The organism is Zunongwangia sp. L-65, assembly GCF_056859415.1.
Genome location: NZ_JBSXOK010000040.1, coordinates 1 through 13,749, shown reverse-complemented (window position 1 = coordinate 13,749; position 13,749 = coordinate 1). Strand labels below are relative to the sequence as shown.

Annotated in this window: 10 protein-coding genes; 4 read left to right on the top strand and 6 right to left on the bottom strand. The window is 35.7% G+C overall.

Features of this window, described 5'->3' with window-relative positions; all coding sequences use genetic code 11:
- Window positions 1–13 precede the first annotated feature (13 nt).
- Both thrA and AC13DP_RS03955 read left to right on the top strand, forming a co-directional pair.
- The gene (gene thrA / locus AC13DP_RS03960; protein WP_483067336.1) at window positions 14–3,400 is read left to right on the top strand and encodes a bifunctional aspartate kinase/homoserine dehydrogenase I; all 3,387 of its coding nucleotides are present in this window, start codon (window positions 14–16) and stop codon (window positions 3,398–3,400) included.
- 111 nt (window positions 3,401–3,511) lie between these two features.
- Complete coding sequence (locus AC13DP_RS03955; RefSeq protein ID WP_013073016.1) at window positions 3,512–4,387, top strand: retropepsin-like aspartic protease; 876 nt, start codon at window positions 3,512–3,514, stop codon at window positions 4,385–4,387.
- A 2-nt stretch (window positions 4,388–4,389) separates the two neighbouring features.
- Here the strand turns inward: AC13DP_RS03955 and AC13DP_RS03950 are convergent, their stop codons facing one another.
- Both AC13DP_RS03950 and gldA read right to left on the bottom strand, forming a co-directional pair.
- Window positions 4,390–4,845: a hypothetical protein gene (locus AC13DP_RS03950; protein ID WP_148211763.1), complete on the bottom strand. Its 456-nt coding sequence runs from the start codon at window positions 4,843–4,845 to the stop codon at window positions 4,390–4,392.
- Between the two features lie 10 nt (window positions 4,846–4,855).
- The gene (gene gldA, locus AC13DP_RS03945; RefSeq protein ID WP_013073014.1) at window positions 4,856–5,758 is read right to left on the bottom strand and encodes a gliding motility-associated ABC transporter ATP-binding subunit GldA; all 903 of its coding nucleotides are present in this window, start codon (window positions 5,756–5,758) and stop codon (window positions 4,856–4,858) included.
- A 437-nt stretch (window positions 5,759–6,195) separates the two neighbouring features.
- Between gldA and typA the strand changes: the two genes are divergently transcribed.
- Both typA and AC13DP_RS03935 read left to right on the top strand, forming a co-directional pair.
- Window positions 6,196–7,998, top strand: coding sequence for a translational GTPase TypA (typA, locus tag AC13DP_RS03940; protein ID WP_013073013.1), 1,803 nt, complete (start codon window positions 6,196–6,198; stop codon window positions 7,996–7,998).
- Window positions 7,999–8,328: 330 nt separating this feature from the next.
- Window positions 8,329–9,024 carry an outer membrane beta-barrel protein gene (locus AC13DP_RS03935; RefSeq protein ID WP_228251559.1) on the top strand — a complete coding sequence of 232 codons (696 nt, stop codon included), beginning with the start codon at window positions 8,329–8,331 and terminating at the stop codon, window positions 9,022–9,024.
- An 815-nt stretch (window positions 9,025–9,839) separates the two neighbouring features.
- Here AC13DP_RS03935 and rplT read toward each other — a convergent pair.
- The 4 genes from rplT to thrS form a co-directional block, all read right to left on the bottom strand.
- Window positions 9,840–10,184: a 50S ribosomal protein L20 gene (rplT, locus tag AC13DP_RS03930; RefSeq protein WP_013073011.1), complete on the bottom strand. Its 345-nt coding sequence runs from the start codon at window positions 10,182–10,184 to the stop codon at window positions 9,840–9,842.
- 114 nt (window positions 10,185–10,298) lie between these two features.
- Window positions 10,299–10,496, bottom strand: coding sequence for a 50S ribosomal protein L35 (gene rpmI / locus AC13DP_RS03925; RefSeq protein ID WP_041579045.1), 198 nt, complete (start codon window positions 10,494–10,496; stop codon window positions 10,299–10,301).
- Window positions 10,497–10,533: 37 nt separating this feature from the next.
- On the bottom strand, window positions 10,534–11,091 hold the full coding sequence (gene infC / locus AC13DP_RS03920) for a translation initiation factor IF-3 (RefSeq protein ID WP_083759789.1): 558 nt from the start codon (window positions 11,089–11,091) through the stop codon (window positions 10,534–10,536).
- Window positions 11,092–11,113: 22 nt separating this feature from the next.
- A complete protein-coding gene (gene thrS / locus AC13DP_RS03915) occupies window positions 11,114–13,060 on the bottom strand; it encodes a threonine--tRNA ligase (protein ID WP_013073008.1) in 1,947 nt (648 codons plus the stop codon).
- Between the last annotated feature and the right edge of the window lie 689 nt (window positions 13,061–13,749).

The window sequence follows — 13,749 nt, the reverse complement described above, 5'->3', positions numbered from 1 at the left end:
AAAAATAGAAAAGTTGAAACAAGATCTATTACAATTACAGCTTAAAGATTTTACCACATTAAGTGGCAGTACACAAGACATTATCCTGTCGTATCATATATTTGGTCAGCCGTTACATTCGGCACCTATTGTGATGATTAATCATGCGCTTACAGGGAATTCTGAGGTTGCCGGTGAAACCGGTTGGTGGAAAGATGTGGTTGGTAAAGAAAAATGTATAGATACCGATAAATATACCATCCTGGCATTTAATGTTCCGGGAAATGGTTATGACGGTATTTTAATCGAGAACTATAAAGACTTTGTCGCAAGAGATATTGCCAGAATATTTCTTTTAGGTTTAGATTCATTAAAAATCGATCATCTTTTTGCCTTAGTTGGTGGTTCTTTGGGTGGCGGAATTGCATGGGAAATGGCGGCGCTTAGTCCAGAAATTACCGATAATTTAATCACGGTGGCCACAGATTGGAAATCGACTGACTGGCTTATCGCCAATTGCCAGATTCAGGAATTGTTTTTAAATAATTCTAAAAATCCGGTGCATGATGCGCGCATGCATGCGATGCTGTGTTACCGAACCCCGGAGTCGTTTAAATCCCGTTTTAAAAGAACCACAAATGAGGAACTTCAGGTTTTTAATGTAGAAAGCTGGTTGCTACATCACGGCGCGAAACTTCAGGAACGTTTTCAGGTGGGAGCGTACAAATTAATGAATCAACTTTTAAAAACGATAGATGTTTCCCGTGGCCGTCCAGAATTGGACAAAGTATTGGAGAGTATTAAAGCCAATATTTTTATTATAGGAGTAGACTCAGATCTCTTTTTTACAGCAGAAGAAAACAGGGAAACTTACAAACAGCTAGCGCAAAGCAGCAATAAAGTGACGTATGGCGAAATTCATTCATTACACGGTCATGATGCATTTTTAATCGAATTTAAACAACTGGAGAATATAATTGCAGGCATTTTTCAAAAAGCAAATAAAATGAAAGTAGTAAAGTTTGGCGGAAAATCTCTAGCCAACGGAGAAGGTATCAATAGGGTTTTAGAAATTATAGAAGAAAAGATTCAAAATGAAGAGCGTATTGCGGTGGTGGTTTCAGCACGAGGAAAAACCACAGATCAGCTTGAAAATTTACTGGAGAAAGCATCAGAGAACGAAGATTTTGCTTCAGCTTTCGAGAAGTTTAAAGCCTATCAGATTTCCGAATATGATTTTGTAGATTTTTCCGAAGAATTTAAAAGTATCGAGAAGCTACTTGAAGGTGTTCGTTTGCTTGGTGATTATAGCCCTAAAATTAAGGATCAGTTACTTTCTCAGGGAGAACTAATGTCGGCTAAATTGATTACTGAAATTTTAAAAAAACGTGGTTATAGAGCCAATTTTACCGATAGCCGCCAGTTGATAAAAACCGATGATATTTTTGGAAATGCTCAGCCTTTAGAGGCGCTTTCTAAAGAAAATGTCGTAAAGCATTTTGAAGAATTCAATGGTAAAACGGTGAATATCGTGACTGGTTTTATTGGGTCGAATGCTAAAAATGAAACCACCACTTTGGGGAGGAATGGCAGTAATTATACGGCTTCTTTAATCGCGAATTACCTGGATGCCGAAGAGTTACAAAATTATACGCATGTAGATGGAATTTATACAGCAAATCCAGATTTAGTGCCAAGTGCACAACGCATCGAACAGCTGTCTTATAACGAAGCGAATGAGCTTGCGAATTTTGGAGCGACGATTTTACATGCAAAAACAATAATTCCGTTAATCGAAAAGAATATTCCGCTTCGTATCCTGAATACCTTTAATAATGATAATCAGGGCACTTTGATCACGGCAAAACCAAATAAAGAAGGAATGAAATCCCTTTCGGTTTTGGAGCATACAGCCTTGCTAAATCTAGAAGGTCGTGGTCTACTCGGGAAATCTGGTGTGGATGCAAGGATTTTCCGAGCGCTTGGGGATGCACAAATAAGTGTAAGTATTATTTCCCAGGGTTCTTCGGAAAGAGGGATTGGTTTGGTGGTTGATGCTGAAAATGCCATACGGGCCGTAAAAGCTTTAGAACGAGAATTTGAAAGTGATTTTTATTCTAAAGACGTCAACAAAATTTCAGTAGTCGATGATGTTTCGGTGATCTCAATCGTTGGTCAGGATCTAAGTACTTTCCATAAACCATACGATGCCTTAATCAGGAACCAGATCGTGCCGTTGCTTTTCAATAATACGGTAACGGGGAAAAACGTGAGTTTGGTGGTGAAAAAATCTCAGCTTAACAAAGCCTTAAACGTAATTCACGGAGAGATCTTTGAGATTTGTAAAAAGATTAATATCGCGATTTTTGGTCACGGAACGGTTGGGGGCACTCTAATAAGTCAGATTTTAGATTCGGCTGCTTCAATCGAGGAGCGTAAAAAGGTAAAACTGAATATTTTTGCTGTTTCGAATTCCAGAAAATTATTGCTTCATGCTACCGGAATTGGTTCAGAATGGAAAACGCAACTGGAAGAGGCGCAGCAAGAAGCTTCAATTGATGAAGTAATTAAATACGCGAAATTATTCCACCTGGAAAACCTGATTGCGGTAGATAATACGGCCAGTAAGGAGTTTGTTCAGCATTATAATAAACTGGTAGATCATGGTTTTGATTTGGTCTCTTCCAATAAGATTGCAAATACTTTAGATTTTGATTTTTATGCAGCACTGCGCGAAAACTTAGAGAAAAATCAGAAACAATATCTATATGAAACCAATGTTGGTGCAGGTTTACCTTTAATTGATACCATAAGAATTTTACATCTTTCCGGAGAGAATATTACCAGGATTCGTGGTGTTTTTTCAGGAACTCTAAGTTATTTATTCAATACTTTTTCTGCGGAAGATCGATCCTTTAGTAGTGTGTTGAAAGAAGCCATCGACAAAGGATTTACTGAGCCGGATCCTCGGGAAGATTTAAACGGAAATGATGTTGGTCGAAAATTATTGATTTTGGCCAGGGAACTTGACCTTCATAATGAGTTTACTGATGTGAAAATAAATAATCTGGTGCCGGAAGATTTACGTGGTGGTGATGCAAAAACATTTGTAGCGAAATTGGAAGAATTAGATGAGACTTATCAGAAAATAAAAGAAGAGCAAAAACCTAATCATGTTTTACGATATATAGGTGATTTGTCGGGAGATTTGCAGCAGGATAAAGGAGAGTTAGAAGTAAAACTGGTTTCTGTGCCTGATGAAAGTAGTTTAGGGCAGGTAAAAGGAGCCGATTCTATTTTTGAAATTTATACCGAATCCTATGGCGATCGCCCAATCGTGATTCAGGGAGCTGGCGCGGGTGCTGCCGTAACTGCTCGTGGTGTATTTGGTGATATTTTAAAACTTTCAGAAAAGAAATAGTAGGCTTTAATTGCTGAAAATTGAAATGCCAAAAGCCTCATATTCCATAAAATATGAGGCTTTTTTTGTAACAAATCTTCTTTTAATTCGTGGAATAATAAAGAGGAAGTTATGAAGAAAGGATTTTTACTAGTTACATTTTTATTGTTTTCAACTGTTTTTTACGCACAGCATTATACCAAAGAAAAGATTGAAATTCCGTTTAAACTGAGTCCTAATGGGCATATTATGATCAAGGCAAGTGTAAATGGCGTTCCCGGTAATTTTGTTTTCGATACTGGGGCGGGTATGAATTTGCTCACCAAAGATTTTGCCGATAAAATCGATAGTCTTGAAAAAACAACTCATTTTTATACCGGTCATCGCGCCACCGGTGAAGCGATAACTTCAGATTTATATCAATCTGAGGTACTAAAAATAGCAAACTTCAGCATAGAAGATGAGCAATTTGCAGTGTATGATATCGATTTTCCGTTAGATGGATTAATTTCTTTAACCCCACTTCAGCACAAAGCTTTTACGGTCAATTTTGAAGAAAATAAACTGGTTATTGAATCTGAAGAATCACTTCGGCGAAGGAAAGAGAATATAAAGTTCGAAATGCCATTGGAAATTAATAATGACAGAAATGTAAAAGTGAGTGTTGGAACAATTGTACAACTGGATTCTTTAGAATTACACGTTGGTTTAGATAGCGGTGCCGGTTTTGATGTTTATCGTTTTAATTCCAGATATATGGAAGCCCTTGGGATTGATTCTACACAGGTAGAATCTAAATATATCCCGAGTTCTTTTAAGCCCGAACAAGGAAATCAGTATTATTTTGCGGAAGTATCCAGGCTTAGTGATTTAAAAGTAAATGCTGAGCAGATTGGTTTTCGAGCAACATTTATCGACGGACTAATCTACGAAGGGATTATGGGAATTAACTGGATTGGTGAAATAATTACTTTTGATATCCCAGCCAAACGTATACTGGTCAATTAAGTTTAGTTTTTAATATAGGTTAAGGTGTTTCCCCTTTCTAAATAGATTAATGAAATAATAGTATCGTTCCACTCATTAACGATATATTGAAGGGCGGAGGAGTCGTTCTTTAAGGTTAAAAATGGACCTTTTTTTAGAAGTGTACCGTCTTTATATAAAGTATCGGAAAAGTTCATTTGATAATGATCTGAAGCTTTAGTTGTGTTACCTGTATAAAACATGATGAGCGAATCTTTTTTAACTTCAATACCAGCTAGAGAATCCTGACTACTATAATAGGTTGTAGAATGTTGTGACGGTAAAGTAGATTTTAAAGTGTCTCTCTTAACTTTTTGAATAGGTGTAGAAACATTATCTACTGTAGTTTCTGATTTTTTTGAAGCGTTTTGCTGATTCTGGTTATTGCAGCTAACCGATATCATCAAAAGGGAAATCAAGTAGAAAAAGTGTTTTGTCATCAGTAAAATATTAATGTCTTTTTTGAGTAAGTTCAGTAAACAAACTCTCCAGATTTTTGGTTTTTTGATTCAGTTGAAGTGTTTTTAGTCCGTTATCATGTGCAAAATCAAAAACTGTTGAACGCATATCTTCAGCGGTTTCAAATGTGAGTTCATACACAAAACCAGCGGGATTTTTTACATCTTTTAAGTGCGGAAGCTGTTGTAGGGCGATCATTTCAATACGATAATCAAATTCTACTTCGATTATTTGCTCCTGGCCTTTTCTAAGATCGACTAATTTCTGGTTGGTGATAATTTCACCATGATTAATGATAATTACTCGATCACAGATGGCTTCAACTTCCTGCATAATGTGGGTAGATAGAAAAATGGTTTTGTCTTTAGCAATATTTTTGATCAGGCTACGAATTTCGACAAGTTGGTTGGGATCAAGACCAGTGGTAGGTTCATCTAAAATAAGCACCTGAGGGTTGTGCAATAATGCGGCCGCCAGACCCACACGCTGGCGATATCCTTTAGAAAGCTGATCAATTTTTTTATTGGCTTCGGGAGTGAGATTGGTTAATTTAATCACCTCTTCTATACGCTCTTTTTCGGTACCGTAGATTTTAGCATTAAAAGCTAAATATTCGCGTACATACATTTCAGCATATAAAGGATTGTGTTCCGGCAGGTAGCCAATACTTTTTTGTAAATCGTTTAATTGGGTTTCGATGTCATATCCATTTACGCTGGCCGTACCTTTAGAAGGTTTTAAATAACCGGTTAGGATTTTCATAAGTGTCGATTTTCCGGCGCCATTGGGGCCAAGAAAACCCACGATTTCTCCTTTATTAACAGAAAATGAAACCTGATTTAGGGCTTTTTGATCCCCATAAAATTTTGATATGTTTTCTACTGAAATGGACATAGCAGGAGCTTTAGGTCAAAAGTAAGCATAAAATTAGCGCACTAAAAAGTACTTTGGGGTATTATTTATTTCATATTGAAAACTTAGTTTCTAACTTTATTCCATGGCTATTTTTCCTATCATCCTTCTCCCGCAAATACTGGACTAAGATAACGGCAAATGATTATGAGATATAGAAGGTTTGATTTCTAGTAATTTAAATTCTATTCTAATGCTCACCGTGTGATTTTCGTTAAAGGACGGGAAAACTTTAGACTACTTATTTACTTCCGTTGTTAAGAGGTAAATAGCCCGGATTTAGAGCTAATTGAAATTTAAAAGCTTATCTGGTGTGTAAGTGTTTGTGAAACAAAATGTTACTTTTAAATTATTTTTTTAAATAATATTTATTTGGCGAAAAATAGCTGTATATTTGCGCCCTTTAAAAACAGGCTTTTATGGCAGCTATTAAAAATATTGCAATTATTGCGCACGTAGACCACGGTAAAACTACCCTGGTTGATAAGATCATGTACCATTGTCGTTTATTTCGAGAAAACGAGAATACAGGTGATCTTATTTTGGATAATAACGATCTTGAAAGAGAGCGTGGTATTACCATCACTTCTAAAAATGTATCTGTAGTTTATAAAGATACAAAGATTAACATTATCGATACTCCTGGTCACGCCGATTTTGGTGGAGAGGTAGAGCGTGTGCTAAATATGGCAGATGGTGTTTTACTTTTGGTAGATGCTTTTGAGGGGCCTATGCCGCAAACTCGCTTTGTGTTACAAAAAGCAATTGATCTTGGTCTTAAGCCTTGTGTTGTTATAAACAAAGTTGATAAAGAAAACTGTACGCCAGATGAAGTGCACGAAAAAGTTTTTGACTTAATGTTTGAACTTGGAGCTGAAGAATGGCAGTTAGATTTTCCAACGGTGTATGGTTCTGCCAAGAACAACTGGATGAGTGAAGATTGGAAAAACCAAACTGAAAATATCGAGCCATTACTGGATATGGTGATCGAGCATATTCCTTCTCCAAAAGTAGATAAAGAAGGAACACCACAAATGCTTATTACTTCTTTAGATTTCTCTTCATTTACAGGAAGAATTGCAATTGGTCGTTTACAACGAGGTATTTTAAAAGAAGGGATGAATGTTTCTTTGGTTAAAAGAGACGGCTCTATTAAGAAAACAAAAATAAAAGAGCTTCATACTTTTGAAGGCCTGGGTAGGCGTAAGATAGAGACTGTAGAAGCTGGTGATATTTGTGCGGTAGTTGGATTAGATGGTTTTGAAATTGGGGATACTATTGCTGATTTTGAAAATCCTGAAGGTCTTAAAACTATAGCTATCGATGAGCCTACAATGAGTATGCTTTTCACTATTAACGATTCTCCTTTCTTTGGTAAAGATGGTAAATTTGTAACCTCGAGACATATTAAAGAAAGACTAACTAAAGAATTAGAGAAAAATCTTGCATTGCGGGTTAATGAAACAGATAGTGCAGATAAATTCTTAGTGTATGGTCGTGGGGTATTGCATTTATCGGTACTTATCGAGACAATGCGTCGTGAAGGCTACGAACTACAAATAGGACAGCCACAGGTAATCATTAAGGAAATTGATGGTGTAAAATGTGAGCCGGTGGAAGAACTAACGATCGACCTTCCAGAGAATGTATCTGGTAAAGCGGTAGAAATGGTAACGCTTCGTAAAGGAGAAATGTTATCTATGGAGGCTAAAGGAGAGCGTATGGTTTGTGAATTTATTATTCCTTCTCGTGGAATTATAGGTTTACGTAACCAGTTATTAACTGCGACTGCCGGAGAAGCGATTATGGCACACCGCTTTAAAGAATACCAACCCTTAAAAGGTGGAATTCCAGAGCGTTTAAATGGTTCTTTAGTTTCTATGGAAAAAGGTACTGCAATTCCTTATTCTATTGATAAACTTCAAGACCGCGGGAAGTTTTTTGTGGATCCGGGAGAAGATATTTATGAAGGTCAGGTGATTGGTGAAAATTCACGCCAGGATGATATGGTGGTAAATATTACCAAAACCAAAAAGCTTTCTAACGTACGTTCCTCAGGAGCTGATGAAAAAGCGAAGATCGTTCCTGCAATTAAGTTCTCTTTGGAAGAAGCTTTAGAATATATTCAAAAAGATGAGTATGTAGAAGTTACTCCAAATCACTTACGTCTAAGAAAAATTTATCTGACAGAAAACGACAGAAAAAGAAATAAGATTATTTAATTGATCTTTTATACTGAAACAAGAACCTCACAGTTACCCGCTGTGAGGTTTTTTTATGATTTGAAGTGGGTGGTGATATGAGATTAGTGTTTTGTTTGAATAGCGGAAAATGATATAATGTGATCTAATTATTTTTTGACTTACCTCCATTTTTTATTTTTAATTTACTGATGTGTTTTTTGCATTTAATTGAGTTATTTTTATTTATTATATTCATAATCAATAGATTGTATTGGATGTTTCTTTTTAGGTAATTTTTAAAAAAATTAATGAGTTTATTTCAGAATTAATATATTTACCTCATTAACTCTTCACTAAACTTATTAGTTAATGAAAAACATTATTACTCTTTTTATTTTTATTTTATTTATTAGTCACAGTGCTTTTTCACAGGATTTTAGGATCGGCCTTAAAGGAGGTGTTAATATTGGTCATGGTGGTGAAATTAAAGGCTTAACTTCAGGAGCAAATTATACGGGAGATACTTATTTTTCGAATCCAAGTGAAGGGTTTCATGGCGGGATTTTTGGTCAGTATAATTTAGGGAAATACTTCTTAAGAATTGAAGGTCTGTATAACACAGTGGTGACAGAATTTCCTTTTGATGCCAGGCCTGCAGAGTATAAGATGAATAAAATTAATGTTCCTCTTTTATTTGGATATCATGTTTGGGGGCCTATCGATGCTTATATAGGGCCTGCTTATAATAGTATGGTTGGAGATGCTACATTAGAAGGTATGGAAACTCAGGGAGGTGTGGTAGATATTGCGAGTAGTTATCTATCTGCGAATATTGGTTTAAAAGCACATTTTGGTCGGTTTGAACTGGATGCGCGTTATGAGTATAACTTTAGTTCTAATGAGCCTTATACCATCGATATGATTGAGAGTGCTTATAGAATTAATCTTGCCTCTTTTGAAAACAGAAGGATTCATCAATTCATGGTTAGTCTTGCAGTAGGTCTTTTTGATTCCAATTATAGACCAAAGCGATCAAGAAGCAGAAGAGGTTGTTATTTTAGATAGCGCGACCACTACTTTTCTTTCTGAATAATTGAGCCTTAATTTTTTGAACCAGGTAGTAATCATTAGAATTAGCTATGTTTGGAAGTGTTTGCCGGTTGAAGACTTTCTGCAATTAGCTAAATATATTTGACGTTATAAAAGAAGCTCCTAAAGGGAGCTTTTATTTTTTAAGTAAGATTCTAAAAAAAGCAGTAGCATTATAATGGAAACATTTATAATTCACCAATTAAAACAAATTCCGCTACTGCTTTTTATCACCTAACCACTAATTTTCATCTTTTGTATAGGGTGAAAATAATAAGCTTTGAGCTGCTTTAATTTTTTTTTAGATAATGTGTCGTTTTAGGGTAGTTGAGAGGAATGAATGTAAAGATCAATGGTCACTGTAACCAATTTTTAGAAATAATGATAGGGAAAGGATATGCTTGCTTGCAATTACCGTATGCTATATTTCAGCAAATTCTTTTCGCTTACTTTTGAGCTTCATGTTAGTGGGTAAGGCTAAAGGATATCTTATTTCGGGTATGATTTTGGGAATTTTTTAAAGCAGTAGACGTATTTTCTAGTGTGTAGGTTGTTGGCCTTTATGTCTCCCAGGTTTCTTTTGATTATTTTAAGTATATGTAGCATCTGGAAACTTGGATAAAATCAAATGATCAATTTTGTGCATATGCTTTGTTTCTTTTACAAAAGAGATCACAATTTAACTATCGGGACATTACTAGGAGTTTTAATTTTTATGATAGTTTTTAGCAAAAAAAAACCGGCTTCTTTTGAAACCGGTTTTTTTATAAGAGAGTAATAATTGTTTTTATTTATTTTACTTTATCAACAATTGCTTTAAACGCCTCTGGGTGGTTCATTGCTAAATCAGCTAAAACCTTACGGTTTAATCCAATTTCATTAGCTTTTACTTTACCCATAAATTGCGAATAAGACATTCCTTGTTGACGAGCAGCAGCATTAATACGCATAATCCATAATGAACGGAAATTACGTTTTTTAGCTTTGCGATCTCTATAAGAGTAAAGCATAGCTTTTTCAACTGCATTTTTTGCTACTGTCCAAACGTTTTTACGTCTTCCAAAGTAGCCTTTTGCTTGCTTAAGAACCTTTTTTCTTCTAGCTCTTTTTGCAACAGAATTTACTGATCTTGGCATAATTTTAAAATTTTGTAGCAGGCGATCTTAAATCGATACTTTTAAATTAGAGGATAAACTCTAATTTGCCCAACTCCAGGGTTTATAAATGATTTAAACCGTTAAACTTTCAGATTACTTTAAACGTAATTGAAGTTTAACATTATTGGTATCAGCATCAGATACTAATGTACTGTGCGTCAACGCAAGCTTACGTTTTTTAGACTTCTTTGTTAAGATGTGACTTTTAAACGCGTGCTTTCTTTTAATTTTTCCAGTACCTGTAAGCTTAAAACGCTTTTTAGCGCTGGATTTTGTTTTCATTTTAGGCATGCTATCCTTTTTTTATAATTAAAACTCTCTTAATTTATTATTTCTTTTTATTGGTTGTAGGTGCCATGAACATTGTCATTCGTTTACCTTCAAGTTTAGGCATCTGTTCCACCTTTCCAAACTCTTCTAGATCTGTGGCCAGACGTAGTAAAAGTATTTCTCCTTTATCCTTAAATACAATAGAACGACCTTTAAAGAATACAAATGCTTTTAATTTAGCCCCGTCTTTAAGAAACTTTTCAGCATTTCTTTTTTTAAATTCGTAGTCGTGATCATCTGTATTAGGGCCAAAACGAATTTCCTTAACGACAACTTTACTAGCTTTAGCCTTCATGGCTTTTTCACGTTTCTTTTGTTCGTAAAGGAACTTCTTATAGTCCATTGCCTTTACAACTGGTGGTTTGGCATCTGGAGAAATTTCCACTAAATCAAGTCCAAGATCTTCAGCGATGGCTAAAGCCTTCTCGATAGGATATACATCCATTTCAACATTATCACCTACTAAACGAACTTCTTTAGCCCGAATTTTTTGGTTAATTCTGTGTTGATCTTCTTTACGAGTTGTTCTTTGTTGTCTCGATTTTTTTCTTCGTATTGCTATGGCTTCAATATTTTAGTTAAACTTCAAACGCTTTAAGCGTCCTCTCGATTTCATTTTTAATTATTTGAGCGAATTCTTCAACTGGCATAGTGCCAATATCCCCCTCGCCGTGTTTTCGTACAGAAACCGTACCATCTTTTGCTTCTTGTTCTCCAACAATAAGCATATAAGGGAACTTTTGCACTTCGGCTTCCCTTATTTTTTTACCAATGGTTTCGTTTCGGTTATCAAGTACGGCGCGAATTTCGTGATTTTCTAATAAACTTAAAACTTTTTGGCTATATTTTTCGTATTTCTCGCTGAGTGAGAGAATGATAGCCTGCTCAGGCATTAACCATAGCGGAAAGTTCCCTGCGGTGTGCTCTAAAAGAATAGCGATAAATCTTTCCATACTTCCAAATGGCGCTCGGTGAATCATTACCGGGCGATGAGACTCATTGTCACTTCCTTTGTATGTCAGGTCAAAACGCTCTGGTAAGTTGTAATCTACCTGAATGGTGCCAAGTTGCCAGCTTCTGCCTAAAGCATCCTTTACCATGAAGTCTAACTTGGGACCGTAAAAAGCAGCTTCACCAGTCTCGATAACGTAGTTTAGACCTTTCTCTTTAGCCGCATTGATAATTGCGTTTTCCGCTTTTTCCCATACATCATCACTTCCAATATATTTTTCTTTGTTTTCAGGGTCTCGTAGAGAAACCTGGGCTGTGAAGTTTTCAAAACCTAAACTGTCGAATACATATAATGTAAGATCAATAACTTTTTTAAACTCTTCATCCAATTGCTCTGGAGTACAAAAAATATGAGCATCATCCTGAGTAAATCCACGTACCCGGGTTAAACCATGTAGCTCTCCACTTTGCTCATAACGATATACGGTGCCAAACTCCGCAAATCTTTTAGGAAGATCGCGATAACTCCATGATTGGGAATTATACATTTCACAATGGTGAGGGCAATTCATCGGTTTTAGTAAAAACTCTTCACCTTCATGTGGTGTTTTAATAGGTTGGAAGCTGTCTTCACCATATTTAGCGTAATGGCCAGAAGTTACATATAGCTCTTTATGACCTATATGTGGGCTAACGACCATTTCGTAGCCAGCTTTTTTCTGGGCTTTTTTTAGAAAATTTTCCAGGCGTTCTCTTAAAGCAGCTCCTTTAGGTAACCATAAAGGTAACCCCTGTCCAACCTTTTGTGAAAAAGTAAATAACTCTAATTCCTTACCTAGTTTTCTATGATCTCTTTTTTTAGCTTCTTCCAGAAGTTCTAAATATTCTTTTAATTCCTTTTGCTTGGGAAAACTTGTACCATACACACGGGTAAGTTGTGGATTTTTTTCGTCACCTCTCCAATAAGCCCCGGCAACGTTCATTAGTTTTACTGCTTTTATAATTCCGGTGTTTGGAATATGGCCTCCACGACATAAATCGGTAAATGTGTCATGATCACAAAAAGTAATAGTGCCGTCCTCGAGATTTTCGATTAATTCCACTTTAAAAGGATTATTAATTTTCTTGTAATAATCCAAAGCTTCTTTTTTGGTAACCTCGCGCATTTTAAAATCATGTTTGCCACGAGCAATTTCTAACATGCGATTTTCGATTTTAGAGAAATCGCTTTCAGAAATTTTTTGTTCCCCAAAATCAACATCATAGTAAAAACCATTCTCAATGGCTGGTCCGATGGTTAATTTAGCTCCAGGATATAAATCCTGAATAGCTTGTGCCATAACGTGAGAGGTAGAATGCCAAAAAGCCTTCTTCCCTTCATCATCGTTCCAGGTGTATAGGGTAAGATTACCATCTGTTGTTAAAGGAGTAGAGGTTTCTACAATGGTGTCATTATATTTTGCTGAAATCACATTTCTCGCAAGCCCGGCACTTATACTTTGTGCCACATCCATAGGAGTAGAGCCTTGTTCAAGTTCCTTAATACTGCCATCCGGCAATGTTACCTTTATCATGTCTATATATTATAGTCGTTATTATAGTTGGCAAAGATAAGAGGTTGTAGTTGTTTGCGCAATACAAGTATTTAGTATTTTATGGACGTTTCACTATTATATAGTGATCGGGCTATTCACTATATCTTGGTGCTTTTATATTATAGGTGGTCACAACTATACAGAAAGTGTAAGTAGAATATCAAAATCTATTAATATTTGAGGACAGTTGCACCAAGGATGCCGTTGCTATCCCTAACGCAATTTTTATTTCATTTTAAATAGCTGAAAATTAACAGAGTATAATTAGGTATTAAATTAATTTTAAAATTTGTTGATTTTTATGTTGCTGAATCGAAATTAGGATATATATTTGCACCCGCTTAGCCGCTGAGCTGGTATTTTGGAGGCGGATGTTCATTGAGAGGTATACTGAAAAAAGGTTCTAAAAAAAACTTAAAAAAGTTTTGCAGGAAAGAAATAAAAGGCTGTATATTTGCAGCCGCTTAACGCCGGAGTAGATAGGGTGTTGTGGCGGATGTTCATTGGGATAGCGTGATATTTTAGACTGAAAAAAAACTTAAAAAAAGTTTTGGTGGTTAAAGAAAAAGAGTTGTATATTTGCAGCCGCTTTAACGGCGAGGTTCTTTGGAAGGGTTGAGGGTTTAAAATTAAGAAAAAATAAATTTTAATTTTTTCTTGTGAGTTTA

What these genes read in the sequence shown, in the direction of transcription:
- AC13DP_RS03955 (WP_013073016.1), top strand. Translation starts at nt 3,512, where the DNA reads ATGAAGAAAGGATTTTTACTAGTTACATTTTTATTGTTTTCAACTGTT.
- AC13DP_RS03950 (WP_148211763.1), bottom strand. Translation starts at nt 4,845, where the DNA reads ATGACAAAACACTTTTTCTACTTGATTTCCCTTTTGATGATATCGGTT.
- gldA (WP_013073014.1), bottom strand. Translation starts at nt 5,758, where the DNA reads ATGTCCATTTCAGTAGAAAACATATCAAAATTTTATGGGGATCAAAAA.
- typA (WP_013073013.1), top strand. Translation starts at nt 6,196, where the DNA reads ATGGCAGCTATTAAAAATATTGCAATTATTGCGCACGTAGACCACGGT.
- AC13DP_RS03935 (WP_228251559.1), top strand. Translation starts at nt 8,329, where the DNA reads ATGAAAAACATTATTACTCTTTTTATTTTTATTTTATTTATTAGTCAC.
- rplT (WP_013073011.1), bottom strand. Translation starts at nt 10,184, where the DNA reads ATGCCAAGATCAGTAAATTCTGTTGCAAAAAGAGCTAGAAGAAAAAAG.
- rpmI (WP_041579045.1), bottom strand. Translation starts at nt 10,496, where the DNA reads ATGCCTAAAATGAAAACAAAATCCAGCGCTAAAAAGCGTTTTAAGCTT.
- thrS (WP_013073008.1), bottom strand. Translation starts at nt 13,060, where the DNA reads ATGATAAAGGTAACATTGCCGGATGGCAGTATTAAGGAACTTGAACAA.